General features: G+C 68.8%; 24 protein-coding genes. 17 read left to right on the top strand and 7 right to left on the bottom strand.

All coding sequences use genetic code 11. The annotated features are described in order from the left end of the window. The first annotated feature begins 33 nt into the window (after nt 1-33). The 15 genes from V3W47_RS10175 to V3W47_RS10245 all read left to right on the top strand — a co-directional run bounded on the left by V3W47_RS10175 (nt 34) and on the right by V3W47_RS10245 (nt 15,303). The gene (locus V3W47_RS10175) at nt 34-570 is read left to right on the top strand and encodes a NuoB/complex I 20 kDa subunit family protein (protein ID WP_331825094.1); all 537 of its coding nucleotides are present in this window, start codon (nt 34-36) and stop codon (nt 568-570) included. Continuing rightward, a complete protein-coding gene (locus V3W47_RS10180; protein ID WP_331825120.1) occupies nt 567-1,205 on the top strand; it encodes an NADH-quinone oxidoreductase subunit C in 639 nt (212 codons plus the stop codon). The genes V3W47_RS10175 and V3W47_RS10180 overlap by 4 nt, the downstream gene beginning before the upstream one ends. Before the next feature lie 151 nt (nt 1,206-1,356). Next, complete coding sequence (gene nuoD, locus V3W47_RS10185; RefSeq protein WP_331825121.1) at nt 1,357-2,589, top strand: NADH dehydrogenase (quinone) subunit D; 1,233 nt, start codon at nt 1,357-1,359, stop codon at nt 2,587-2,589. Nucleotides 2,590-2,627: 38 nt separating this feature from the next. Then, nucleotides 2,628-3,050: a hypothetical protein gene (locus V3W47_RS10190; RefSeq protein WP_331825095.1), complete on the top strand. Its 423-nt coding sequence runs from the start codon at nt 2,628-2,630 to the stop codon at nt 3,048-3,050. 2 nt (nt 3,051-3,052) lie between these two features. After that, on the top strand, nt 3,053-3,664 hold the full coding sequence (nuoE, locus tag V3W47_RS10195; RefSeq protein WP_331825096.1) for an NADH-quinone oxidoreductase subunit NuoE: 612 nt from the start codon (nt 3,053-3,055) through the stop codon (nt 3,662-3,664). Then, on the top strand, nt 3,661-5,001 hold the full coding sequence (gene nuoF, locus V3W47_RS10200; protein WP_331825097.1) for an NADH-quinone oxidoreductase subunit NuoF: 1,341 nt from the start codon (nt 3,661-3,663) through the stop codon (nt 4,999-5,001). The genes nuoE and nuoF overlap by 4 nt, the downstream gene beginning before the upstream one ends. A gap of 10 nt (nt 5,002-5,011) precedes the next feature. Continuing rightward, nucleotides 5,012-5,296, top strand: coding sequence for a barstar family protein (locus V3W47_RS10205; protein ID WP_331825098.1), 285 nt, complete (start codon nt 5,012-5,014; stop codon nt 5,294-5,296). Beyond that, nucleotides 5,293-7,473: an NADH-quinone oxidoreductase subunit NuoG gene (nuoG, locus tag V3W47_RS10210; protein WP_331825099.1), complete on the top strand. Its 2,181-nt coding sequence runs from the start codon at nt 5,293-5,295 to the stop codon at nt 7,471-7,473. Before V3W47_RS10205 ends, nuoG begins: the two co-directional genes overlap by 4 nt. Further along, nucleotides 7,473-8,642 carry an NADH-quinone oxidoreductase subunit NuoH gene (gene nuoH / locus V3W47_RS10215; protein WP_331825100.1) on the top strand — a complete coding sequence of 390 codons (1,170 nt, stop codon included), beginning with the start codon at nt 7,473-7,475 and terminating at the stop codon, nt 8,640-8,642. Before nuoG ends, nuoH begins: the two co-directional genes overlap by 1 nt. Before the next feature lie 144 nt (nt 8,643-8,786). Continuing rightward, complete coding sequence (nuoI, locus tag V3W47_RS10220; RefSeq protein ID WP_331825101.1) at nt 8,787-9,341, top strand: NADH-quinone oxidoreductase subunit NuoI; 555 nt, start codon at nt 8,787-8,789, stop codon at nt 9,339-9,341. Between the two features lie 127 nt (nt 9,342-9,468). Continuing rightward, nucleotides 9,469-10,077: an NADH-quinone oxidoreductase subunit J family protein gene (locus tag V3W47_RS10225; protein WP_331825122.1), complete on the top strand. Its 609-nt coding sequence runs from the start codon at nt 9,469-9,471 to the stop codon at nt 10,075-10,077. Then, nucleotides 10,077-10,379 (top strand): NADH-quinone oxidoreductase subunit NuoK, encoded by a 303-nt coding sequence (gene nuoK / locus V3W47_RS10230; protein ID WP_331825102.1) that lies wholly within the window; start codon nt 10,077-10,079, stop codon nt 10,377-10,379. The genes V3W47_RS10225 and nuoK overlap by 1 nt, the downstream gene beginning before the upstream one ends. 9 nt (nt 10,380-10,388) lie before the next feature. Next, nucleotides 10,389-12,305, top strand: a complete 1,917-nt coding sequence (gene nuoL, locus V3W47_RS10235; protein ID WP_331825103.1) for an NADH-quinone oxidoreductase subunit L — start codon at nt 10,389-10,391, stop codon at nt 12,303-12,305. 124 nt (nt 12,306-12,429) lie between these two features. Next, on the top strand, nt 12,430-13,854 hold the full coding sequence (locus tag V3W47_RS10240; protein WP_331825104.1) for an NADH-quinone oxidoreductase subunit M: 1,425 nt from the start codon (nt 12,430-12,432) through the stop codon (nt 13,852-13,854). After that, nucleotides 13,855-15,303: an NADH-quinone oxidoreductase subunit N gene (locus V3W47_RS10245; protein ID WP_331825105.1), complete on the top strand. Its 1,449-nt coding sequence runs from the start codon at nt 13,855-13,857 to the stop codon at nt 15,301-15,303. 105 nt (nt 15,304-15,408) lie between these two features. Here the strand turns inward: V3W47_RS10245 and V3W47_RS10250 are convergent, their stop codons facing one another. Together V3W47_RS10250 and V3W47_RS10255 are read right to left on the bottom strand one after the other, a co-directional pair. Next, nucleotides 15,409-16,872 (bottom strand): sensor domain-containing diguanylate cyclase, encoded by a 1,464-nt coding sequence (locus tag V3W47_RS10250; protein WP_331825106.1) that lies wholly within the window; start codon nt 16,870-16,872, stop codon nt 15,409-15,411. Further along, a complete protein-coding gene (locus V3W47_RS10255) occupies nt 16,856-18,322 on the bottom strand; it encodes a FecR domain-containing protein (RefSeq protein WP_331825123.1) in 1,467 nt (488 codons plus the stop codon). Before V3W47_RS10255 ends, V3W47_RS10250 begins: the two co-directional genes overlap by 17 nt. A 388-nt stretch (nt 18,323-18,710) precedes the next feature. Between V3W47_RS10255 and abc-f the strand changes: the two genes are divergently transcribed. Beyond that, entirely contained in the window at nt 18,711-20,588 is a 1,878-nt protein-coding gene (abc-f, locus tag V3W47_RS10260; protein ID WP_331825107.1) for a ribosomal protection-like ABC-F family protein, read from the top strand. A 17-nt stretch (nt 20,589-20,605) separates the two neighbouring features. Then, the gene (locus V3W47_RS10265; protein ID WP_331825108.1) at nt 20,606-21,205 is read left to right on the top strand and encodes a hypothetical protein; all 600 of its coding nucleotides are present in this window, start codon (nt 20,606-20,608) and stop codon (nt 21,203-21,205) included. A 16-nt stretch (nt 21,206-21,221) separates the two neighbouring features. Here V3W47_RS10265 and V3W47_RS10270 read toward each other — a convergent pair whose 3' ends face one another. The 5 genes from V3W47_RS10270 to V3W47_RS10290 all read right to left on the bottom strand — a co-directional run bounded on the left by V3W47_RS10270 (nt 21,222) and on the right by V3W47_RS10290 (nt 25,887). Further along, nucleotides 21,222-22,553 carry an erythromycin esterase family protein gene (locus V3W47_RS10270; protein ID WP_331825109.1) on the bottom strand — a complete coding sequence of 444 codons (1,332 nt, stop codon included), beginning with the start codon at nt 22,551-22,553 and terminating at the stop codon, nt 21,222-21,224. 4 nt (nt 22,554-22,557) lie between these two features. Beyond that, the gene (locus tag V3W47_RS10275; RefSeq protein WP_331825110.1) at nt 22,558-23,208 is read right to left on the bottom strand and encodes a phosphoribosyltransferase; all 651 of its coding nucleotides are present in this window, start codon (nt 23,206-23,208) and stop codon (nt 22,558-22,560) included. Nucleotides 23,209-23,331: 123 nt separating this feature from the next. Beyond that, a complete protein-coding gene (locus V3W47_RS10280) occupies nt 23,332-23,838 on the bottom strand; it encodes a hypothetical protein (RefSeq protein ID WP_331825111.1) in 507 nt (168 codons plus the stop codon). 47 nt (nt 23,839-23,885) lie between these two features. Then, nucleotides 23,886-24,719 (bottom strand): hypothetical protein, encoded by an 834-nt coding sequence (locus V3W47_RS10285; protein WP_331825112.1) that lies wholly within the window; start codon nt 24,717-24,719, stop codon nt 23,886-23,888. A gap of 1 nt (nt 24,720) precedes the next feature. Beyond that, nucleotides 24,721-25,887: an amidase gene (locus V3W47_RS10290; RefSeq protein WP_331825113.1), complete on the bottom strand. Its 1,167-nt coding sequence runs from the start codon at nt 25,885-25,887 to the stop codon at nt 24,721-24,723. Between the last annotated feature and the right edge of the window lie 137 nt (nt 25,888-26,024).

Here is a 26,024-nt window from a genome sequence, read left to right on the forward strand (position 1 = left end):
TTTGACCGTTCGACCCAAGCCGGAGGCTTGCACATGGCGCTGAAAGAACTTTTCGACCGCGACTGGCAGGAACTGGAGTCCGAAGGCATCCTCTTCTCAAGCCTCGAAAAGCTCGTCGCGTGGGGGCGGAGCAACAGCATGTGGCCCGCAACCTTCGGCCTGGCCTGCTGTGCCATCGAGATGATGAGCAGCACGGACGGGCGCAACGACCTCGCGCGCTTCGGGTCGGAGGTCTTCCGCGCCTCGCCCCGGCAAGCCGACGTGATGATTGTGGCCGGGCGGCTGAGCAAGAAGATGGCCCCGATCATGCGGCGGGTCTACGACCAGATGCCCGACCCCAAGTGGGTCATCAGCATGGGCGCGTGCGCGAGCAGCGGCGGCATGTTCAACAACTACGCCATCGTGCAGAACGTGGACAGCGTGGTGCCCGTGGACATCTACGTGCCCGGCTGCCCGCCCCGCCCGGAGGCGCTGATCTACGCCGTCATGCAGCTTCAGAAGAAGGTGCGCGGCGAGGCGTTCGATCAGCTCGGCAACCAGCTCCCGATGGTGGAGGCGTGGACACGATGACGGGCGAGCAGATGGTCGTGACGACGGGAACGGTTCAGAGCGACCCTCGGGACGTGACCGCCCTCATCTCCGAACTCGGGTTGACGGAGGATGACGCCGCCGAGCCGACCGCCATAGTCCCCGCCGAGCGGCTGCGTGAGGTCGCGGCCCGACTCAAGGAACGCGGCTTCATGCTCATGGACACGGTGGGCATCGATTACAGCGCCTACCCGGAGCGCAGGCCCGCCCGCTTTGCCGTGCTGCACAACGTCTACCACCCGGAGGACCACCGCCGCCTCTTCCTGCGCGTGTGGGTGAGCGAGGGCGAGCCGCTCGACAGCCTCTACCCCGTCTGGAAGGCCGCGAATTATCTGGAGCGCGAGGTGTACGACCTGATGGGCGTGGAGTTCATGGACCACCCCGACCTCCGCAAGGTGCTGACACCGGACGACTTGGAAGGCCACCCGCTCCGCAAGGATTTTCCGCTCGGCGAGTCGCCCACCCTGTTCCGTGAGGGGCGCTTTCTCGACCCCGGTGCCTTCCGCGCGGGCCTGACCGGGCAGAGTACGGGCCTGAGCGGCTACCGGGGCGAGTTGCGGCGCGGCCAGGGTGAGGACCGCCTGCCTCCCGTGATGCCGGATGGAGGACCGAAATGAGGTGCGCGGGCACGCTGTCGAGGAGTCGAGGAGTCGGGAAGTCTAGAATCCCTCGACCTCTCGACCTCTCGACCCCTCGACCCCTCGAAGGAGGTCCCTCATGACCATCAAGGACCGCGACGTGAACTCCGGCACCCTCCCCCGCACCCAGATGACGCCCGACCACCAGGAGTCGGTCAGCGCCGAGCGGTTGCAGGGGCAGACGGGCGCGCTCCTCCATACCGAGGTCATGAGCCTGAACGTGGGGCCGCAGCATCCCTCCACGCACGGCGTTCTGCGGCTGGTGGTGGATATGGACGGCGAGTACGTGGTCAAGGTCACGCCGCACATGGGCTACCTGCACACCGGCTTCGAGAAGACCTTCGAGCACCGCACCTACCAGCAGGGCGTGACCTACGCGCCGCGCACCGACTACCTCCACTGCTTCGGGCACGAGCTGGCCTACGTGCTGAGCGTGGAGAAGCTGCTCCAGGCCGAGGTTCCCGAGCGGGCGACCACCGTTCGCGTGATCCTGCACGAGCTGGGGCGCATCCACTCGCACCTCGTCTTCGTGGGAACGGGGATGCTCGACCTCGGGGCGCTGACGCCCTTCTTCTACGCCTTCCGGGAGAAGGAGGCGCTTCAGGACCTGTTCGAGTCGGTGTGCGGCTACCGGATGAACCAGGGCTACTTCCGGGTAGGTGGCCTGAGCCGCGACATTCCCGACGACTGGCCTGCCCGCGTCTCCGCGTTCCTAGAGACCTTCGAGAAGGGCGTGGACGAGTACGAGACGCTGTTCGCACAGAACCCGATCTTCCTCGACCGGGCAAAGGGTGTGGGCGTCATTCCGCGCGACGTGGCGATTGACCTCGGGCTGACCGGGCCGAATCTCCGCGCCTCCGGCGTGGCCCTCGACCACCGCAAGGCGAACCCGTACTGCGGCTACGAGACCTACGACTTCAACGTGCCCACGAGCAACGCCGGGGACAGCCTCGCCCGCTTCCAGCTTCGGCTGATGGAGTTCCGCGAGAGCGCGAAGATCGTGCGGCAGGCCCTCAAGCGCCTCACGCCCGGTCCCGTCAAGGACCCTAATCGCAAGATCAGCCTTCCGCCCCGGCAAGAGCTGGAGACGAGCATGGAGGCGGTCATTCACCACTTCAAGCTCGTGACCGAAGGTTTCCACCCCCCGGTCGGCGAGGTGTACGTGCCGGTCGAAACGGCGCGCGGCGAGGTCGGCTACTACATCGTCTCGGATGGCGGCTCGATGCCCTACCGGGTGAAGATTCGCGCGCCGAGCTTCGTGAACCTGCAAGCGTTGGAATACGCCTGCGTGGGCGGCCAGTTCGCCGACCTGATCACGATTCTGGCGACGATTGACCCGGTGCTGGGGGATGTGGATAGGTGAGCCACCTCAGTGTCACGGGTTTGGACATGAGGCGTGATTTGATCCCTGATCTCCTGCTGGGGGGCGTGCCTGGGGTGGTGCTCCTGTGCTATTCCGCCGCAGTCGTGGTCGGCAGCTTCGTAGTGTTGGGGCAAGTGCCGCTGAAGGGCTGGGGCTGGGCTGCGCTGATGTTCCTGGCCGGAACGCTGGGCATACTTGCCTGCCTCTCGCTCCTCGCCGTGCTGCTGCGGTTTGCTCAGGGGGCGCAGACATCGCTCACGCCCCGAATGGCCGCCTCCCTGCGCTGGGGTTTGGTGACGGGCATGATCCTGACCGCTGCTGTGGTCCTCCTGCTCGTATTTGACCTCTTCCAAAGAGGAGTGGGCGTGGACGGCACCACCGCACTGATCTGCGCGTTATTCCTTGCCCCCGCTATGGTGGCAGCCAAGTACATCCGGTTACTTCGAGGTCTGGGAGGATAGCTTTGCCGTATTTCGCAGACAAACAACCCCTCGTCGCCGACATCTTCAGCCGCTACCCGGCCTCTCCACAAGGGCGGCGCTCGGCGCTGATGCCGCTGTTGCGCGAGGTGCAGAACGCCTTCGGGTACGTGTCGGAGACGCACATGGCGGAGATCGCCGCGCTGTGCGGCACGACGGCGACCGAGGTGCGGAGCGTGATGAGCTTCTATTCGACGTACCACACGGTGCCGACCGGCAAGTACCACCTCCAGGTCTGCTCGACGCTGATGTGCGCGCTGGCGGGAAGCGACGAGCTGTGGGATCACCTCGTCTCCGAACTGGACGTGCAGCCGGGCGAGGTCACGGCGGACGGGCGCTTCAGCGTGCAGAAGGTGGAGTGCCTGGGCAGTTGCGGCACCGCGCCCGTCGTGCAGGTGGGCGACGAGGGCTACTACGAGAACGTGACCCGCTCCAAGTGCGACCGCCTGCTCGCGGCGATGCGCGCGGACACGCCGCCCCCACCCGACAATCCCGTGCCCGTCACCGTGCGCGAGGACGGGCGGCAGATGACGGCGAAGGGCGAGCGCGTCGGGGCCAGCATCCACGACCTCGCCCCGCTCGGAGGTGAGCGATGACCGTTGCCGAACCCGCCCCCAAACCCATCACGAGCGGCAGAGACCCCCGCTTCGCCCCCACCCTCTACGCGCACGTCGGGCAGAAGGAAAGCTGGACGCTCGACTATTACCGGCAGCACGGCGGCTACGAGGGGATCAAGCGCGCGTTCGCAATGGGACCGGATGCCGTCATCGACGAGGTGAAGAAGTCCGGCCTGCGCGGTCGCGGCGGGGCAGGCTTCGCCACCGGCCTGAAGTGGTCCTTCATGCCCCTCAAGGACGGCAAGCAGCACTACATCATCTGCAACGCCGACGAGTCCGAGCCGGGCAGCTTCAAGGACCGCTACCTGCTGTCGGAGGACCCGCACCAGCTCATTGAGGGAATGCTGATCGGCGGATACGCTATGCGCGCCTCCATCGGCTACATCTACATTCGCGGGGAGTACATCCACGCCGCCGAGCGCGTCCAGGCCGCCATCGAAGAAGCTCGCGCGGCGGGGCTGCTCGGCAAGAACATCCTGGGCAGCGGCTTCGACTTCGACCTGCACCTGCACCGGGGGGCCGGGGCGTACATCTGCGGCGAGGAGACGGCGCTGATGAACTCGCTGGAGGGCCTGCGCGCCAACCCGCGCCTCAAGCCGCCCTTTCCCGCTGCCGCCGGGCTGTACGGCCTGCCGACGACGATCAACAACGTCGAGACCTTCTGCGCGGCGACCCAGATTCTCAAGTTCGGGGCCGACTGGCACGCGGGCATGGGCACCGAGAAGTCGAGGGGCATGAAGCTCTTTCAGGTCTCCGGCCCCGTCGCGCGCCCCGGCGTGTACGAGTTGCCGCTGGGCACCACCTTCCGCGAGCTGATCTACGACTGGGCGGGCGGCCCGCTCGAACCCATCAAGGCGGTCATTCCCGGCGGGTCCTCCTGCCCGATGCTGCTGTGGAACGAGGGGACGCTCGACACCCCGATGGACTACGAGAGCATTGCCGCCGCCGGGTCCATGCTCGGCACGGGTGGCGTCACCCTGATCCCGCAGGCCGACTGCATCGTGAATGCGACGTGGAACCTCGTGCGCTTCTACGCCCACGAGTCCTGCGGCAAATGCACGCCCTGCCGCGAGGGCATCTCCAGTTGGATGACCCGCATGTACGAGAAGCTCGTGCGTGGGCACGGCCAGCCCAACGACGTGCAACTCATCCTCGACATGAGCGACAACATCGGCGGGCGGAGCTTCTGCGCGCTGGCCGACGCCTGCCTCGGCCCGGTGCTGAGTTCCATCAAGCTCTTCCGCGAGGAGTACGACGTGCTGGCGCAGACCGGGCAGCCGATGTACGGGGCGCGGAAGCGGTGGAGGGACAGTTGAGGTGGGTCTGGTGATCGAGTTGAACGGATATGATCTGTGGTCCATTCAGGACGTACATCGTGAGTTTGCCCGTCAAGCCGACTTGCCGCCCTTCTACGGCGCGAACCTTAGTGCCTTGTGGGATGCCCTGACAGGCATGGTCGAACGTCCGCTGACTATTCGCTGGTTGAACGCCGACGAGTCGTTCAGGCGTTTTCCTCAAGAGATGGCGGCTTTTGAACAGGTCATCGAAGCGGTCAGGCAAGAAGACCCGTGGCCTGAATTGATCTACGAACGTGTGGGAGGTTCCCCTTGAAAATCACCGTTGACGGCCACGAACTCGACCTCCCGGCGGGCACCAGCGCCATCGACGCCGTGTTCGCCGCCGGGCGGGACGTGCCGTATTTCTGCGCGCAGCCGTACCTCTCGCCCGTCGGGGCGTGCCGGATGTGCCTGATCGAGTCGGGCAGCCCGCGCAAGAACCCGGACGGGACGTTCGTGATGGAGGGCGAGGGCGACGCCGCCAAACCCAAAATCTTCTGGTTCCCCAAGCCGATGGCCGCCTGCACGATGCAGGCCACGGAGGGGATGCACATCCGCACGGCGGCGACCTCCGAGGTCGTGGCGAAGTCGCAGGCGGGGATGATGGAATTCACCCTCCTGAACCACCCCCTCGACTGCCCGACCTGCGACAAGGGCGGCGCGTGCAGCCTTCAGGACCGTGCCTTCGAGTACGGCTACGGGGCGAGCCGCTTCGGCTTCGACCGCCGCCACGCCGACAAGCACTACCCGCTCTCCGACTTCATCATTCTCGACCAGGAGCGGTGCATCCACTGCAAACGCTGCGTGCGCTACTTCGAGGAGGTGCCGGGGCAGGAGGTGCTGGACTTCATCGAGCGCGGCGGGCACACCTTCATCGACACCGAGGAGGGCGGGCTGCCCACGGGCTTCCAGGGCAACATCGCCGACATCTGCCCGGTGGGGGCCTTGCTCGACAACGTGGCCCGCTTCCGGGGCCGCAACTGGGAGTACGACCATACGCCGACGACCTGCACCCTCTGCCCGGTCGGCTGCTCGATCACCGTGGACGCGCGCAACGGTCGGCTGGAGCGCATCGTGGCGGGCGAGAACCGCGAGGTGAACGAGGCGTGGATTTGCGACGCGGGGCGCTTCGGGCACGGCTTCGCGTCGGAGGGGAGGCTGACCCAGCCCCTCGTCCGCGTGAACGGCGAGCTGCGCGAGGCGACGTGGGACGACGCGATTGCCGCCATGCGTCAGGGTTTCTCCAGTGTGAACCCCGCCGACCTCGGCCTGTACCTGGGGTCGGACAGCACGCTAGAGGAGGGTGTGGCGCTCGAAGCCCTCGCCGCCATGCTCGGCACCCGCTCGGTGGACCACTGGCCCCGCTACCCGGCTGGCGTGAACGCGCCCGCCGCGACGCTGACGGACGTGGCGACCGCCGACGCCATCGTGATTCTCGGTGCCGATCTTGGCGAGGAGGCCCCGGTGCTCGAACTCCGCGTGCTGGAGGCGTTGCGCGGCGGCATCATTCCCCCCGAGTTCCCGCACGGCACCGCCATCGCAGATTTGCGCTTGGTCGAACGCCCCGCCCGCAAGCCCGAGCGGCTGGCCGTGATCGGGCCGGATTCCAGACTTGCGGCCCACGCCGGAATCCGAGTCAAGGTGGACGACGGGGGAGACCTCCTCGGTGCCCTCCTCCAGGCCAGGATGAGCGAGACGCGGGCGGTCCTGAAGCTGATGACGGATGCCGAGCGGCCCGTGGTCATTCTGGGGGCGGACGTGCTGAACAGTCCGTCCGGTGCCTTCGCCACTCAGATTGGCGACCTCGCCATGCGGACGGGCGCGAAGGTGCTGGCGATTCCTGCCGGGCCGAACAGCAAGGGCCTCGCGCACCTGAACCTCGTGCCTCAGATGGGTGGCCTCGGGTACGCGCGGCTGTCCGATGCTCCCGCTGCCTTCATCTCCCGCCTCGACCCCGGCACGCGGGCGCGCGGCTTCACGGTCGTTCACGACACGCACCTGACGGGGACGGCGCGGCTGGCGGACGTAGTGCTGCCCGCCGTCACGAACTACGAGAAGCGCGGGACGACCGTGAATCTCGAAGGTCGTCTCCTCCCCCTGCGGCAGTCGGCCCTGAGCGCGGGTGAGGCCGCCGACCTGACCCGGACGCTCGCCACACTCGCGGAGGCGCTAGGTGTTCGCACGAAGATTCGCGGGTTGAAGTCGGCTCAGGCGTTGCTCCGTGACCGCCTCGGCGTGAACGTGGAGAACCTGCCCGAAAGTGGAGTGATCCAGCCCCTCGGCCAGCGTTACGAGGCACCGACCGGACGCGCCCACAAGCCGAACCTATGGACCGAGCGCATGGTGCCGAAGCCCAATCCCAGCTCGAACCCGAGCCACCTGACCGTGGACCCACGCCTGGAGTTGCCGATGGCCTCCCGCTCCACAGTCCAGCCGGGAGGCGATGACTGATGCCCGACTGGCTCATCCAACTCCTCATTACGCTTCTTAAGGGCGTCGCCCTCGCCCTCGCCCTCCTGACCACCTTCGCTTACATGACGCTGGTGGAGCGGCGACTCCTCGCGCGGATGCAGATTCGCCTGGGGCCGAACCGGGTGGGGCCGATGGGTCTCCTTCAGCCCCTCGCAGACGCGATCAAGAGCATCTTCAAGGAGGATGTGACGGTGACGCTGGCCGACAAGCTGGTGTACACGCTCGCGCCCATCGTCGCCATCGGCATGGCGCTGACCGCCTTCGGGGGCATTCCCGCCGGACCCGCCGGAAGCCTCTTCGGGGCCGACCCGTGGGTGTACAACCTCGACGCGGGCGTGCTGGCGCTGCTGGCGATCACGAGCATGGGCGTCTACGGCATCTTCCTCGGCGGCTGGGCGTCGGGGTCCAAGTACCCGATCCTCGGCGGCCTGCGGTCGAGCGCACAACTGATCTCCTACGAACTCGGCATGGGCCTGAGCATCCTGGGCCTGCTGATGCTGGTGGGCAGCACGTCCTTCCTCGGCATCGTGCAGTGGCAGGCGGCGAACGGGTGGATGATCCTCTTTCAGTCGCTCGCCTTCGCCCTCTTCCTCATCTCCTCCTTCGCGGAGACGAACCGCACGCCCTTCGACCTGCCGGAAGCGGAGCAGGAGATCGTGGCGGGATATCTGACCGAGTACAGCGCGATCAAGTGGGCGCTCTTCCAGATGGCCGAGTACGTTAACATGATCACCGCGTCGGCGGTCATGGCGACCCTGTTCTTCGGCGGCTACCGGGGGCCGGGCTTCCTGAACGGGATCATCCCCGGCATCGCGGACCTGCCGATTCTATGGCTGGTCATCAAGATCGCCTTTTTCCTCTTCCTGTTCATCTGGGTGCGCGCCACGCTGCCCCGCTTGCGCTACGACCAGTTGATGCGCTTCGGCTGGAAGCTGCTCCTGCCCGTCGCCCTCGCCAACACGGTGATGACGGCGGCGTACCTCGCCTTCGCGCGTGGGACGGGGTTGTGGCTGCTCGGCCTCCTCAGCCTCGGTGGCCTGCTCCTTCTCCTCGCCATGAGCGACCGCGTGCGCGTGTTGTGGAACACGCCCACGGTCCGGCGCGAGGGCGACTCCCTCCCCAATACCCGTCCGGTGGGGGGCGACTGATGAGCGGTAGTCACGGTCATAACACGCTGTTCTCGTTCTGGGCGGCCAGCAGCCAGCTTCCAGCGACCAGCAAAAACAAGCTTTTGCTTCTGCCTGCCGGTGGCTGGTCGCTGGCGGCTGGAAGCTCATCTCTTGGAGGCACACATGGGCGTTCTTGAAATCGCCAAGGGCATGGGCGTCACGCTCGGGAAGCTCTTTCAGAAGCCGGTGACGGTGAGCTACCCCGAGCAGCGGGCGACCATCCAGCCCCGCTTTCGCGGTCGGCACGTCTTGACCCGGCACCCCGGCCAGCGCCCCGGAGAACTGGGCCTGGAGAAGTGCATCGGCTGTTCGCTGTGCGCCGCCGCCTGCCCCGCCTACGCGATCTACGTGGAGGCCGCCGAGAACGACCCCGTGAACCCGACCAGCCCCGGCGAGCGGTACGCGAAGGTCTACGAGATCAACATGCTCCGCTGCATCTTCTGCGGCATGTGCGAGGAGGCGTGTCCGACGGGTGCGGTGGTCCTCGGCAACGAGTTCGAGATGGCCGACTACCGTTACCGCGACCTCGTGTACGGCAAGGAGGACATGATCGTGGGCGTGGACGGCTCGCTGCCCCAGCGCCGCGAGGCAGAGCGCAAGGCCAAGCCCGTCCGCCTCGGCTTCAAGGTGCCGGAGGGGGCAAGGCCGGAACTGGAGGGGGTGGAGTACCCGCGATGAGGCAGAAGGCAAAGTGCCGGATCGTCAAGGGGTCGAGGCGTCGAGAGGTCGAGAAGAGACGCCCCATGTCCTCGACTCCTCGACTCCTCGACTCCTCGACCTCCAGACCCACCCCGCAGGTGCGCCCATGATCGCCTTCCTCCTCCTCGCCCCCCTCGCCCTGGTCGGCGCGATCATCACCGTCGCGGCGAAGAATGCGGTTCACGCCTCGCTCGGTCTCGTGGGCACGCTTCTCAGTGTGGCGGGACTGTTCGCCAGCCTGAATGCGTCCTTCCTGGCGGCGACTCAGGTGATCGTGTACGCGGGCGCGATCATGGTGCTGTTCCTGTTCGTGATCATGCTGCTCAACGCGAATCAGCCCATCACGGGGCGCGACCCGGTGCCGTTCGTGCGGGAGCTGGCGGGCATCGGCGGGGTGATTCTGGCGGGGGCGTTCGCGGTCCTCGCCTTCACGTACCGGGACGCGCGGCCCCTGGCGGAGAGTGTGCCGAATCTGCGCGGCGGCGGGGCCGGACCCGTGGGCGAGGTGCTGCTGACCCGCTTCCTGCTGCCCTTCGAGGCGGTGAGCATCCTGCTCCTCGTGGCGATTGTGGGGGCGGTGGCCCTGGTGCAGCGGCCCGCGTCACAGCCGGACGGCACGCCGGAGAGGGAGCGTGTGGTGTTGCCCGGTCCGACGGAACCTCCGGTCGAGGCGCGCGAAACGGTCGTCCTGTCGTCGGAACGGGGGCGCGTCTGATGGCTCCCACGGGCTACTACATCGCCCTCTCCGGGCTGCTGTTCGCCATCGGGATGATCGGGGTGCTGACGCGGCGGACGGCGATCATGGTCTTCCTGAGCGTCGAGCTGATGCTGAACGCGGCCAACCTCGCGCTCGTCGCCTTCGCGCGGTCGTGGGGGGACCTCACCGGGCAGACCGCCGTGTTCATCGTCATGACGCTCGCCGCCGCCGAGGTCGCCATCGGCCTCGCCATCATCGTCGCCATCTTCCGCAAGCGTGAGACGACCAACGTGGACACGCTCGCCGGGCTGAAAGGCTGAGTGGGAAGCGTGCCCCTGTATCTGCTGCCCCTCTTTCCCCTGATCGGCTTCGTGCTCCTGATCTGCCTGCCGCGCCTCTTTCCGGGAAAGGCGGCGGGCTGGCTCGCCTCCGGGACGGTGCTGGCGAGCTTCGTCGTCGCCGTGCTGCGCTATCTCGGGCAGGGGGACGAACCCGCCCGCGAGGTGCTGTGGGCGTGGCTGCCCAACATGGCGCTGAACGCCAACCTGAGCGTCGGCTTCTGGTACGACCAGCTCTCGGCGCTGATGGCCCTCATCATCACGGGCGTGGGCTTCCTGATCCACGTCTATTCCATCAGCTACATGGGCCACGACCGCCAGTTCGCGCGCTTCTTCGCGTTCCTGAACTTCTTCGTGGCGATGATGCTGATTCTCGTCCTCGCCGACTCCTACCCGCTGATGTTCGTGGGCTGGGAGGGCGTGGGGATGGCGTCCTACCTCCTGATCGGCTTCTGGTACTCGGGCCGCAACTCGGAGGCGTCGGGGCAGGAGGTGCGCGAGGCCAGCGACCGCGAGGGCGTCGCCAATTCCAACGCCGCCCGCAAGGCGTTCATCATGAACCGCATCGGGGACCTGGGCTTCATGTTCGGGATGTTCGTGATCTACAAGCTGTACGGCACGCTCGTCATCCCCGAACTCGCCGAGCGAGCGGAGGGCGTGCGCGTGGCGGTGGCCGGAATCGAGCTGGCCTGCCTCCTCCTCCTTGTCGGCGCGGTGGGCAAGAGCGGCCAGCTTCCCCTCACCACCTGGCTCCCGGACGCTATGGCGGGTCCCACCCCCGTCTCGGCCCTCATCCACGCGGCCACGATGGTCACGGCGGGCGTGTACCTCATCGCGCGCAGCCACTTCCTGTATGACCTCGCGCCTGTGGCGTCCACCTGGGTCGCGTGGGTCGGAGGTCTGACGGCACTGTATGGGGCATTGTCGGCGCTCAACCAGCATGACATCAAGAAGATTCTGGCCTACTCCACCGTCTCGCAACTGGGATACATGTTCATGGCGGTCGGGCTGCACGCCTACTCGGCGGGCGTATTCCACCTGCTCACGCACGCCTTCTTCAAGGCGCTGCTCTTCCTCTCGGCGGGCGCGGTCATCCACGCGCTCCACGAGGAACAGGACGTGCGGGCGATGGGCGGGATGCGAAAGTTCATGCCCTTCACGCACATCATGTCGCTCGTCGGGGTCCTCGCCATCGCGGGAATCCCGATCTGGAGCGGCTTTTTCTCGAAGGACGCGATTCTGGCCGCCGCCTTCGAGGCCGACCCTCTGCTGTACGTGGTCGGGCTGGGGGTGGCGCTGCTGACCGCCTTTTACATGGGGCGCTGGTACTTCCTGGTGTGGCGCGGCGAGTACCGGGGCCACGTCGCGCACCCACACGAGGCCGACACGCTGATCAAGGTGCCGCTGGGCATCCTCGCCGCGCTCGCCACGCTCGCCGGATTCCTGAACGTGCCGACCTTCCTGGGCGGCGGGCACGCCTTCGACGACTACCTGGGCCGCGCAATCCCGGTGGAGGTTCACGAGATTCCCGTGGCGACGGAATGGCTGCTCACCGCGCTTGCCGTCGCCGCCGGGGTGGGTGGGCTGCTGTGGGCCTTTGCCGAACACCGCCGCCGGGTGCTGGCCGACGGGCCGCTGGGCCGCGTCAGCACGAACGCCCTGTATCTGGACCGCGTGTACGACGGGCTGATCGGCGCTCCCAGCCGCGCCATCGCCGAGGGTCTGGACGTGGTGGACCGGGGCGTGGACAGTACTCTGGGCGGTATCGCGCGCAACAGCGCCGCGCCGGGTGGACTCTTCACCCGCTGGCAGAGCGGCTTCGTGCGCGCCTACGCGGTGTCCATGCTGCTGGGGACGGCGCTGATTCTGGGGTACTGGGCGCTGAAGACGATTGGAAGTGGGGCGTGAGGGGGGGACCGTTGGGAGTCGAGAAGTCGAGAAGTCGAGGCGTCGAGGGACTTCCCGTGCTCCTCTCGACCCCTCGACCCCTTGACCCCTCGACCCCTCATCCCCCAACTCCCGGAGCGCAACCATGATCCACCTCATGATCTTCCTGCCCCTCCTGGGCAGCCTGCTCCTCTTCGCGGTGCCCCGGCGCTGGCGCGAGGAGGTCGCGGGCTTCGTCGCGGCCCTCACGCTGGGGCTGGGGTTGCTGATCTGGCGGGGCGGCGGCTCGGAGCTGTTCAGCGTCCCGTGGGTGCCCGCGCTCGGCATCACGTACTCGGTGGCGCTGGAGGGCGTGAGCCTCGCGCTCGCGCTCGTGACGGCCTTCATGTCCTTCGTCGCCGTGTTGTACGCGGCGCGGCGGGTGGACAATCCGGGGACGATGCTCTCGCTGGTGCTGGCGATGGAGACGGGCCTCATCGGCATCTTCGCCGCGCAGGACCTCGTGCTGTTCTACGTCTTCTTCGAGGACGCGCTGCTCCCCGCGCTGATGATGCTCGCCATCTACGGCAAGCCGAACCGGATGCGGGCGCTCGTCAAGTTCGCGGCCTACACGCTGTTCGGCAGCCTGCTGATGCTGCTCTCCATCATCGGCGTGAAGTATTACGGCGGCAGCCCGACCTTCGCGCTGGCCGACCTCGTGCGAAATCCGGTGACGGGCGCGGCGCAGACGTGGCTGTACCTCGGCTTTCTCGCGGCGATGGCGGTCAAGCTGCCGCTGTGGCCCATGCACGCCTGGCTCCCCGACTTCCACGAGCAGAACCACGACAGCGGCGTGCCCGACGTGATGGGCACCCTGTATAAGGTAGGCGGGTACGGCATCTTCCAGTTCGGCATCCCGCTGTTTCCCGACGCGTCTGAACAACTTCGCCCGCTCCTGATGGGCCTCGCCGCCTTCACCGCCCTGTACGCGGCGTGGATCGCCTTCCGGCAGACCGATTGGAAACGGCTGCTCGCCTACGCGGGCCTCTCGCACATGGGCTTCGTGGGCCTCGGCGTGTTCAGCCTGAACGAGACGGCGACCATCGGGGCGATGTACCTGCTCGCCTTCCAGAACGTGTATACGGGGGCGCTGTTCCTCTCGGTGGGGATGTTGCAGGAGCGCATCGGCAGCCTCAGCACCCGCGTCGGCGGCGTGATGACGCAGGCGGGGGCGCTCGGCGGGCTGACGATGGCGCTGTGGTTCGCCTCCATCGCGGTGCCGGGGCTGGCGGGCTTTATCGGGGAATTCAGCGTGCTGCTGGGGGCATATCAGGTGCAGCCGTGGATCACCCTCGTGGCGGGCCTGTCCACCATCGCCGCCGCCGCCTACGCGCTGACCGCCTTCCAGACGACCTTCTGGCAGGGCCGTCCCCTCGGCGCGGTGCGCGCATGGGACGTGCGGGGGACCGAGTGGCTGGTGCTCGCGCTGCCGCTCGCCGTGGCCGTGTTCTTCGGGGTGTACTCCGCACCCGCCCTGCGGCTCATTCAACCCGCCGTGCGCGGGGTTCTCTCCGGTCTGGGGGGCCAGTAGATGCTGCAAGTTCCCGACGTGGCCCTCGCGCCCATGCTGCCCATCCTGATCGTGCTCGCGGGGGCGGTGTCGAGTACCGTCCTCGGCTTCCACCTGCCCCGGCGGGCGCTGACGATCATCAACCTCGTGCTCCTCGTTCTCAGCGGCGTGAGCATGGCGACCCTGTGGAACAGCGGGGCCACCGCGTTCGGCGGCTCCCTCCAAGCGGATAACGCCGCCCTGCTCCTCGGCCTGACCATCCTCGTCGGCAGCATCATGACCCTGCTCGTGAGCCTCGACACGGCCTACCGCGCCCGTGTGAGCTTCCCGGAGTTCGACGCCATGCTCATGTACGCGATCACGGGCACGCTGCTCATCGCCTTTTCCGGCGACCTCATCACCATGCTCATAGGGCTGGAGATCATGAGCCTCGCCAGCTACGTGCTCGCCACCCTGCAAGACTCGCGCCGGGCGGAGGAGTCGGGCCTGAAATACTTCCTCCTCGGCGCGGTGGGGAGCGCCATCCTGATCTACGGCATCGCCTTCGTGTATGGGGCGACGGGAAGCCTGAGTTACGCGGTGATCGCCGAGCGGGCGGGCGGGCTGACCCCGGCGAACGTCGGCATCCTCGTTGGCGGGGCGCTGCTGCTGCTCGCGGGTTTCGGGTTCAAGGTGGCGCTCGCGCCGTTCCACCAGTGGACGCCGGACGTGTACACGGGCGCACCGACGAGCGTGAGCCTCTTCCTGAGCACGGTGGTCAAGGTCGCGGCCTTCGCGGGGATGCTGCGCGTGTTCGGCGGGGCGCTCGCCTCCGCGCCGGGCTGGGCGTCCACCCTCCAGGTTCTCACCGCCGCGACCCTGATCGTGGGGAACGCCGCCGCCCTGTTCCAGCCCAACTTCAAGCGGATGCTCGCTTACTCTGCGGTGGCCCACACGGGCTTTCTGGCGATGGCGCTGCTCGGCACGCCGGAGGTGGGGGGCGCGGCGCTGGGCTACTACCTCCTCGTCTACACGCTGATGACCGCCGCCGCCCTCGCCATCGTGGCCGCCCTGCAACGCAGTGAGGAGGGCATGACCATCACCGACCTGCGCGGCCTGTACTACCGCCACCCGGCCTACGCCGCCGCGCTCGCGGTGTGCCTCGCGTCGCTGGCGGGGCTGCCGCCCTTCGCGGGCTTCTTCGGCAAGTACCTCGCGTTTCAGGCGGCTTTCCAGAACGGGTACGTGTGGCTGTCCGTCCTCGCGGCCCTTACCAGCGTCGCCGCGCTCGTCTACTACCTGCGCCCCGGCATGCTGATGTTCATGCCCGACCGCACCCCGGCGCGCGAGTACCCCCACGGTGAGCGCACGCCCACCACCCTCACGGTCGCCCTCGGCGTCGTCGGCGTGACCGTGCTGGGCATCCTGCCGAACCTGTGGTACGGGTGGGTGGCGAATCCGGGCATCTGGCAGGGGCTGGCGGGGAGGTAGGGGAGGAGCGGTCAGCCGTCAGCGGTTAGCCGTCAGCGAGATGCTGGCGGCTGTTGCTTTCTCCGTCTTCTGCTGACGGCTGAGGGCTGATTGCTGATAGCTTCCCTACTCTCCCTGCTCCCGCTGATACTTCATCCGGTAGCGGTTGCGGCTGGCGGCCTCGATCAGTTCCTCGGGCGTGCGGATGTCCGAGTCGGTGGTGGCGGCCCCGAAGCTGACGGAGAGAGGCACGTCGCGGTAGGTGAGGGCGTCGAGCGAGTCGCGCACCGAGTCGCTGAGGCGGGCAAGGTCGTCCTCGTCGGTGTTGTCGAGCAGAACGGCGAACTCGTCGGGTCCCCAGCGGAAGAGGACATCCCCCCGCCGTCCCTGCGAGCCGATGCGGGAGGCGAGGTCGCGCAGCAGCTCGTCCCCGGCGGCGCGGCCATACACGTCGTTGACCTTGCGAAAGCCGCTGAGGTCCACGAGGAGCAGCCCCACGGGCCTTCCCTCACGCCCCGGCCAGCGGTGTTCCACGGCGCGGGTAAAGGCGAGGCGGTTGCCCAGACCCGTCAAGGGGTCGCGCGTGCCGAGGTGGCGCAGGTTCCACCACCGCTCCAGCGCGACGAGGGCGGTGCCCAGGATGGCGGCGACGGAGACGGTGACGCCCGGAAACAGCACGTTCACCAGCCACAGCGGCACGGCGAGGCCCAGCGTGGCGAGCGCGAGGCCGAAGCCCCACAGCCCGCGCGCCAGCACCGCGCCCACGGCGGCCCCGACGCACAGCAGCGCCGTGAGCCATGTCGGCAGGGGGCGGAAGGGCGGGCCGAGCAGGCTGGAGACCGCCCGCGCCTGAAGCAGCACGCCGGGCACCTCACTCCCGCGCACGTCGCTGAGTGCCGGACCCGCCAGCCCGGAGGCGGTCAGGCCGATCAGGACCACCCGGCCTTGCAGGTCGGCGAAGCGCACGTTGCCGTTCACCACGTCCCGGAAGGGGAGGACCGACGTGCCCGCCGCACCCACCGCGACGGCACGCAGCGGACGGGGCACCGTGTCGAGCGGGGCCGGTTCGCCCGCCGCCACCGCGACCTGCCGGGCGAAGCTGGGTTCCAGCCGATTGTCCTGGGTGCGGTACGCCGTCTGAAAGGAGCGCACGACCCCGCCCGGCCCGAGGTTCAGGGCGCTCACGCCGGTGGGGGAAGTCCAGCCGGGGGGCAGGGTGCCCGTCTCGCCGGGCGCGGTGGCGAGGACCACGTTGGGCCGCGAGAACAGGCCCGCGAGCGCGACGCCGGAGCTGCCGAGGTCGCTCAGGAGCACGTCCAGCCCCACGGCCCGCGCCCCCGCCTCCGTCAGCGTCCGCAGCGCCTGACCGTACAACTCGGGCGGCCAGCCGGAGAGCTGCCCGTAGTCGCCCAGCGAGGCGTCGTCGATGCCGACCACGACCACGCGGGCGTCGGGCGGGGTGGGAAGCGCCCGGTTCACGGCGTCCCACAGGCGGTCGTTTCTCGGCGCGAGCAGGGCGAGGCTCAGGCCCAGCACGGCGGCCACCGGAATGGTGTAGCGCGCCAGCGACTGCTCAGGGGAGGTTGGCATAGCTCTCGTTCCCCGCCTCGTCGCGCGCCACGATCCGGGGCGGCGTGCCCGGCGCGGGCAGCAGCCACCGGAAGTTCCCCTGTACCCGCCGGGTGAAGGTCTGGTCGCCCAGCCGCGTCGTCAGCGTCACGGGGCCGTCGTCACGCACCGTGCCCGTCACCGTCAGGGAGCGGCCCACCCGCTCGGCGCGCAGGGCGCTCAGGGCGGGCGGCGTGCGGTCGATCACCACCGTCTGCCAGCGGGTCGCCGCCTCGCCCCGCCGCTGGGCGCTCACCCGCACGGTGTAGGTGCCCTCGGGGAGCGGGGGGTCCAGCCGCCCCAGCCGGAAGCGGTCGCCCTCCCGCGTGAGGGAGAGGCGGCGGCCCGCGACGGTGGCCGTCACCCGCGCGTCGGGCAGGCTGCGCGCCGAGAGGGTGAGGTCCCGCACGCGGCCCCGCACCGGGTCGAGGGTCAGGGTGAGGGGACGCGGTGCCTCCGCGTCCGCCGCCGTGCTCTGGCTGGGACCGGCCACCGCCTCGTCCAGTACCTTGACGCGCCCACCCGCGTCCACCCGGAAGACCGTTCCGCGCGCGGCGGTGCTGACGACCGGGGTGCTGAGCTGGAGGCCGCCGGGCGTGCCCGGACTGCCCGGAACCACGTTCCAGGCGCTGCCACGTGAGAGCTGCAACGTGACCTCGCGGCCCCGCCCGGTCCCCTCGGCCCCCGTGACGCTCAGCTCGCTGTGCGACTGGAGCCGCAGGTAGCCGCCCCCCGTGAACTCCACCTCCGCCCACGACCCCTCCCCGGTGGTGAGGCGCTCGCCGGGATTGAGGCGGTCGCGCACGGCGGCGGGCCTGATCTCCGCCCCGCGCGTCACCCGCACCGTCCCGCGCAGGGCCTGAACGGTGGCCTCACCGACCCCGGTGAACTGCGCGGCGTACCACGGGTCCTCCTCCCGGAAGGCCGAGACCGACCCAGAGGCCAGGTCGAGTTGCTGCCCCTCGCCCACGGTGACGGCGCGCCCGCCCAGGGCCACCCGCAGGCTGCCGCTCGTCACGGCGACGCGGCGGGTCACGTCGCCCCGCAGGTCCACCCGTGCCCGCCCCGCCCGGTCCATCACCAGATGCTTGCCCCGCACGTGAACGGCCACCGGCCCCTCCAGCAGGAAGTTGCCCTCCAGCAAGTTCGCCTCGTCGCGCAACACCCCCAGCCGCGACGCGCTCGCCAGCAGCACGCTGCCCGCGTACTTGCCGCCCGTGCTCGCCACGCGCGCCCGGCCCGTGCCCACCCGCAGCCCCAGCGCGACGGTGGGCGTGCCGCTCGCCGCCCGCCACACGTTGCCCTCCCCGAGCAGTTCGGCGCGGCCCGTCAGATACTGCACCCGCAGGGGCGCTCCCCCCTGGGAACTGGGAGGGGCCGCCCGCGTCACGCCCCCGGCAAGCAGGACGCAGACGCCCATCCAGACGGCCATTCTTCTCACGACGCACAGTCTAAAGGATTCATTGAGAAGCTTTTGTCGGATTTTCGGCTTCGTTCGGGAAGGCACATTCTCGGGAATGAGGATGTTGAGTTGAACGCAAGTCCCACCAAATAGTCTGTTTTGCTCCCTCTCCCCTCGTGGGAGAGGGCTGGGGTGAGGGGGCGTGTGGGCGGCCCGACCGTCTAGCGGGAGCCTTGACCTTCCGACTGGCCTTTGGACGCCGTGCCCGCTTCACCCCCTCTCCTGCGGAGCTGTGCCAGTCCCAGCCTCCCCCCTCAAGGGGAGGGGCGAAAAGCAAAGGCGGCGGGTCTTCCTGCCCTCTCTGGCGACCGGTCCCTGGCGACTGGCGACCTTCCCCCCAGCCCCTATACTGCCCCGCGTGCTTGTCGCCGCCGTGGACGCCTCCAAGGAGTACGGCCCCCTGACCGTGTTGGCGGGGGTGAGTTTCGCCGTGCAGCCGGGCGACCGGGTGGGGCTGGTGGGGCGCAACGGGGCGGGAAAAAGTACTCTCCTCAAGCTGCTCACGGGTGAACTTTCCCCCGACGGCGGAACGGTGCGCCGCGCTCCCGGCGTGCGCGTACGGGCGCTGACGCAGGACCCCACCTTCCCCGAGGGGGCGACCGTGGAGGCGGTGCTGGAGGCCGCCTTCCACGACCTCGACGCGCTGGAGGCCGAGCTGGAGCGGGCGGCGGCGGCGATGGCGGACGGCACCCCGGAAAGCGTGCTGCACCACGAGGAATTGCTGGAACACTACGCCCGCCGGGGCGGGTACGAGCGCCGCAGCCGCCGCGAGGCCGTGACCCTCGCCTTCGGGTTCCGGGGGCGCGAACAGGAACCCGCCTCCGCCCTCTCCGGCGGCGAGCGTACCCGCCTGGGTCTCGCCGCCCTCCTCGTGGAGAACCCGGACGTTCTCCTGCTGGATGAGCCGACGAACCACCTCGACATCGTGATGGTGGAGTGGCTGGAGACCTTCCTGGGCCGCTACCCCGGCGCGGTCCTCGCCATCAGCCACGACCGCGCCTTCCTCGACGCCGTGACGCGCGAGACGGCGTACCTGCGGGGCGGTGGGCTGAAGGTCTATCCCGGCGGCTACACGACCTTCCGCGAAACGCTGGCTGCCGATCTGGAACGGCAGGCGGCGCAGGCGGCGCAGGACGCCAAACAGATCGCCACGCTTCAGGCCAGCGCCGACCGGATGAAGATTTGGGGTCTGGGCATGAGCAAGCTCGCCCGCCGCGCGAAGGCCATGCAGGCGCGCGTGGACCGGATGCAGGCCCGCGCCACCGCCGCCCCGCCCGCCGAGGAGCGCACCACTCGCATCACCTTCCACGCGCCCCCAAGCGGGGACGTGGTCCTCGACGCCCGGCACGTGACCCGCCGCGTCGCGGGCCGGACCCTCTTCGCGGGCGTGAACGTCCAACTGCGCCGGGGCGACCGCGTGGCGATCATCGGGCGCAACGGGGCGGGGAAGACGACGCTACTGCGCGTCCTGCTCGGATTGGACCGGGCGGACGATCCCCGTGCCCACGTCCTGACGGGTGCCCGCGTCTCCGTCGGTTACTACGATCAGGCGTTGCGCGGCGTGGACCCCTCGCAGACCCTGTACGACGTGGCGCGCGAGTACGTCCAGAAGGACCCGGAGGCGCACGACCTCCTCGGCACGTTCATGTTTCCCTACGACCAGCACGACAAGCGGGCGGCCATCCTCTCCGGCGGCGAGCGGGCGCGGCTGGCGCTGCTCAAGCTCGCGCAGGAGGACCACAACCTCCTCGTGCTCGACGAGCCGACGAACCACCTCGACATGGAGATGGTGGAGGGGCTGGAGGACGCGCTGACCGCCTACGCGGGCACCCTCGTCATGGTGAGCCACGACCGCGCCTTCATCGAGGGGCTGGCCGACCGCATCTGGCTGATCGAGGACGGGCACTTCTACGAGTATCCCGGCTGGGCCGACTACAAGGCCAGGCACCGCCCGGCGCAGGCGGAGGCCCCGGCGGAGGTCAAGCCCGCGCCCAGGCCCACCGCGCCGAGGGGCAAGGGCCTGTGGCACCTCAAGCGCGAAGTGGAGGCCATCGAGGCGGACATTGCGCGGCTGGAGGCAGATTTGATGGACGCACAGGCCGCGCTAGCCTCCGCCCCACCGGACGCCGATTTCGCCACGCTGGGCCGGGCCGCCCACGACCTCGAAGTGCAGTTGGAGGCGCGGATGGAAGCCTGGGGCGCGAAGCAGGCGGAGGTGGAGGCGCGGGGGGGGTAGGGCCGTAGACTTCGGCCATGAACTGCAGCTTCGGGAAGATGTGGCTGACGCTCTGTGGGTTGTCCCTCCCCTCGTGGGGGCTGGCCGCCTCTCCGGGTTTCGTCTCGTGCGGCTATACCCTGCCGCAGGGCGTCCGGGTAAATTGCAACAACTCGGTCGTAACGATCAGCGTCAACATGCGAACGTGGCACCACCGCTATGAGGGGGATTCTCCAGAGACGAAGCTGGTCTTCGGACGCTATCTCATGCTTCGGGCCACCAACAGTGGGGCGTTGACCTACACCATGACCTACCTCTTCGACCTACGTACCAGGACGAAGGTGCTTGTAACAGAGATGGAATCTCTCTACGAGGACAAGCAGCGTCTCGTCTTCATGCCTCTGAATGTTAGTTCTGATGATTGGGCCTCCAGACCGGAGATTGGCATTTTCAAGGCGGGCGGTAAGGGATTGAGGCTATACGTCTATGACATCCATCCCCGTCCTTCTTGCGGTTTCTCACGGGACGATGTGATGGTGCTGGAACGAGAGGATTTCATTGGTTCTGCGAAGGGCTTTTCCTTCATCCGCGAGGACAAATGCGGGCGTTTCGTGATTAGCAAGCCCTGGCCCCAGTGACGTGAGCTGAGACCTTCTATTCTCCCACCGGGAACGTGTCCGGCACCTCGCCCTCGTCCTCCACCCCCGAAGTTGCGTCCAGCGGCATCAACGCGCTCGTCTCGTCGAAGTGGAGCAGGGCGTCGTACATCTCGCCGGGGCGGGTGTGGACGTAGTGGCTCTGGCGCTCGGTGTCGGGGCGGTAGATCACGCCGATGAAGCGTTGCAACCGCTCCTCGTCGCGGAGATCGTCGGTCGCCGCGTTCCCCGCACGGAGGTCGAGCCAAAAATCGCCCCCAACGTCATGCAGCATCTCCTCCAAACTGCCCGAGAGGCCGGGGCGCACGCGCTTGGTGCGGGCGGGTTCGTCCCAGTCATCGGAGGCGGTCACAGTGCCGTGATGGGTGCTGAGGCCGACGATGAACGTGTCGTCCGGCCAGTGTTCGCGCGTCAGTTGCCCGAGGTTGAGTTCGCCCCGCCGCCAGCCCATCTCGCTCGCGCGGGCGTCGCCGAGGTGGGAGTTGTGCGCCCAGACGACGATCTTCTGCGGGCGGCCCTGTGATTCGCCGTGGTCCACCAGCGCCTCCAGCGTCTCGAACATGTGGGTGTCACGGATATTCCACGACTCGTCGCGGCCCCGGAACATCGCGCGGTAGTAGCTCTCGGCGTTCTTGGCGAGGCGGGCGTTCTGCTCGGCGAAGAAGTGTTCGTCCTCCGCGAGCGGCCCGCGCGCCAGTTCGGCCTCCCGGCGCTGGAGTTCGAGGAGTTGCGCGACGGCGGCGTCCTCGCAGGGTTCCTTGCGCCCATACTCGGTGGCGTAGCCGTACGCCTGCGGATTCTCCCCGAACTGCTCGAAGCACGAGTACCGTTTCTTCGCCCGGCCCGCCGCCTCGGGGTCCACCGCCTCCAAATATTCAATGACCTCCCGAGTGGAGCGGTGCAGGCTGTAGAGGTCCAGCCCGTAGAAGCCCGCCCCCGCCCCCGGATGGCGCTCGTTGTGCCCCCGCAGCCAGTCCACGAACTGCCGCACGTCCTCGTTGCGCCACATCCACTTGGGGAACCGCTGGAAGTCGCCCAGCGCCTCCAGGGCGTCGGCGTCCTCGCCCTGCCCGCGCACGTAGCGGTTCACCCGGTAGGCGTCGGGCCAGTCGGCCTCCACCGCGACCGCCGTGAAGCCGCGCGCCTCGATCAGCCGCCGCGTCAGCCGCGCCCGCTCCCGGTAGAACTCGTGCGTGCCGTGCGACGCCTCACCGATGAGGACGAAGCGCGCGTCGCCGATGCGTTCCAGCAGCCCGTCGTAGTCGTCGGAGGCTCCAGTCAGGGGAAAAGAAGCATCGCGGAGGGCCTGGGTCAGGTCGGAGGTCGTCATGGGGTCACTCCTGGGGTGGGGCGGCGCGGGCGAGCAGTTCCCGCACCTCCTCGTCGGTCGTCTGGTGGAAGTTCTCGTAGAACTGGCCGACCGCGTGGAAGTCCGGCGGGGTGAGGAGGCAGACCACCCCGTCGGCGTCGAGCGTCTCGCAGACCTCGGATGGAGCGACGGGCACGGCGACGACCACGCGGGTGGGGGAGAGGGGCCGCAGCGCGAGGAGGGCCGTCCGCATTGTGGCCCCGGTCGCCAGCCCGTCGTCTACAAGAATGACCGTGTGACCCGTGATGGGGGCGGGAGTGCTGCCCTCCCGGTAGGCCCGCTCGCGGCGCTTCAGTTCCGCCCGTTCGCGCCTTTCGACCGCCTCCAATTCCTCCGGCGTCACGCGGCCCAGACGCACGACCTCCTCGTTGAGGACCCGTACGCCACCCGACGCGATGGCCCCCATCGCCACCTCCTCGTAGGCGGGCAGGCCGAGCTTGCGGACGAGGAACACGTCGAGGGGGGCACCCAGCGCGTCCGCGATCTCGGCGGCCACCGGCACCCCGCCACGTGGCAGGGCGAGGACCGTCGCGTCCGGCCATTCCCCCGCTACGAGAAGTCGCTGAGCGAGTTGTCGCCCCGCGTCCCGGCGGTCGAGAAAGCGCGTCACAGGCATGTCGCCACCCCGTCCCCGATTGTCGGCGTCCCTCCCGGCCCACGCCAGCCGGATTCACTTCATCCCCAGTTGGCAGGGCGCTCATGGGTGGGGTTGGGGCGGGAGGGACTCAGGACCTGGAACTCAGGGGGGGGTGGGAACGGGCGTCACGGGAGCCGGAGCAGGCGTGGCCGCCGCCGGGGGCGGAACGTACTCCCCCGTCTGCTTGTCGAGCGTCACGTTGTACCCCAGCAGCTCGCGCCCGAGCAGCACGGTTCGCAGGACGCCGCTGAACTTCGTCCCCGTGATCTGGCCGCGCAGGGTGCCCCGGTACTTGTTGCCCTCCTCGAAGAGGCCCACGTCGATCCCGCCGCCGTTCTCCCCGCGCTGGAACTTGCCGCTCACGGCGTAGGCCTTGCGGCTCTCCAGATTGGTCATGACGCCGCTCGCCCGCCCCTCGCGCTCCTGCACGCTCAGCACGAGGCGGTAGGGCACCCGGCCCGTGCCCCCCACGCCGATGCCCTCGTAGGTCCCGTTCAGGGCGCGTTCCAGCGACGTACTCGGATTCAGGTACGCCCCGAAGGCGCAGCCCGTCAGGGTGGGCAGGAGCAGGGCGGCGGGCAGGAGACGGGACCACGTTCTGGAGGACATGCCGGAGGCTAAGCCGGACTCATGAAGCGTGTCTGACACGGCACACTTCAGGGCTGCCCCGGCTCCTTGAGCGGATAGACGGCGCTGTTCACGGCCCGCACGCGGCCCTCCGGCTGGGCATAGGTGGCGTTCACGAGGCCCGTGCGGTGGGTGGTGAACCACGTGCGCAGACCGGGGGAGCGGGGAAAGACCTGCGTGTTCAATACCCCCTCGGCCTCCGCGCCCCGGCCCGCCAGCACCATATTTGCGAAGTACCCGGCGAGGCGGGGCTTGAGGTCGTCCGTGCCCTCGCCCGCGTCGAGGCCGCTCAGCACCTCCCGCAGCTCCCGCGCTGCCCGCTGCCCCGGCACGTAGGCGAAGGCGCGCGTGCGGTCGGCGAGGCGCACGCCGTCCCAGCCGAGAACAGTCACCGGGAAGGGACTCGCGGCGAAGGACCAGTCGTAGTAGGCGAGGGTGTTGCTGCCCCAGACGAGTTCCTGGGTGCCGTCGCCGTTCAGGTCGGCCCAGCGGCCCGGGTCGTCCCCCGCCTCGAAGACGGCGAGGTTCTCCACCCGGCCCGTGTCCTGCGTGAAGACATAGAGGGTCGTGCAGCAGTGTGCGCCGCCCGAGTAGGCGCTCAGCACGAGTTCGGGCTGGCCGCCGGGACGTATGGAACGCAACACCGCCTCCACGGCCCACCCCTTCACGGTGAGGAGGGTCCGGCTCCTGTTGCTGATGACGGCTCGCGCCTCAGTGTCGGAGCCGCCCGGTGGACGCGGGGTGACGCTCACGGTCAAAGCACCCCATTGGAGCGTCTGGGTCTGCGGCGTCTGGGCCGACGCGACGGAGAGGAGGGACAGCAGCCCCAGCAGAAACGCCCGCGCCCGGATCATGCCCCCCATCCTAGCCCTCCAACGCGAGCGCCAGCCCCAGCAATCGGTTGTCCTCCCCGTGCCGGGCCACGAGTTGCACGCCGACGAAGGGGGTGGAGGTGGGGAGGGCGACGGTCGGCGCACCAAGCAGGCTGAACGGAGCGGTGAGGCGCAGGACGGCGCGGCGCAGGAGGGTGCGGCCCTCCCCGATCTCCACCTCGTCCTGCCCGATGAGGGGCGGCGGGGTGGGCACGGCGGGGGCGAGGAGCACGTCGCAGCGGTCGAACAGGTGGTCGAGCTGGGTACGGTAGACGTTCCGCCGCTCGAACGCCTCCTCCATTTTCTCCGCCGTCAACGCCTGTCCCTGCCGCAACAGCCCCAGCGTAAAGGGGGTGAAGCCGGGGTCGTCCTGTTGCAAGGCTTCGGCGTGAACTCGCGCCGCCTCGCTCAACACGATGGGGGAGTAGGCGTCGAGGACTTCGGGGAGGTGAACCACCTCCACAAGTGCGCCCAGACCTTCCAGCCGCGCGGCGAAGGCCCGCACCGCCCGCCTCACCCCGTCGTCCACCCAGCCATCCGGCAACCACAGGCCGACCCTTACGCCCGCCCAGTCCTGCTGCGCGACCTCCCGCCCGGTCAGCGCCTCGTGAACACGTACCACCGTCCGCACGTCCTGTGCAAGCGGCCCCGCGTGGTCGCACGTCCACGAGAGGGGCAGCACACCCTCCGTGCTCCACGCCGGGTGGTCCTTCGTCGGCTTGTACCCGACCACGCCGCACCACGCCGCCGGAACGCGGATGGAGCCGCCCGTGTCCGTTCCCAACGCGAAGTTCACCTGCCCGAGTGCCACGCTCACCGCCGCACCGCTGCTGCTGCCGCCGGACATCCGGGCGAGGTCGAAGGGATTCGCCGTGCCGCCGAAGCCGTTCATGCCCGTGATGCCCAGCGCAATCTCGTGCAGGTGCGTCTTGCCCACCGCCGAGGCACCGAGGTCGAGCAGCCGCCGCACGAGGACGCTCTCGCCAGGGTCGGGAACGGGGGCGCGCGTGCTGGCCCGCAGCGGCCAGCCGGGAACGCCGTACAGGTCCTTGACGCTGAAGGTCAGCCCGGAGAGCGGCCCGCCCGCCGCACCCACCAGGGGAGAGGCCGGACGATACGCCCACGCGCGCTGAGGGTCGGGAAAGTCCGTAAAGCTCACGCCCTCACCTTAGCTGTACTTCGGGGATATTCAAGGACCGCTGCATAAAGCTGTGCAGGCGCGACATTTCGGGCAGGGAGGTGGCAGGGACCAGGCCCCTGCCACCTCAGCTCGAATGGCGGGAACAGTGTCGCCCA

It is taken from the genome of Deinococcus sp. YIM 134068 (genome assembly GCF_036543075.1).
In the GTDB taxonomy this organism is placed as follows: domain Bacteria; phylum Deinococcota; class Deinococci; order Deinococcales; family Deinococcaceae; genus Deinococcus; species Deinococcus lichenicola.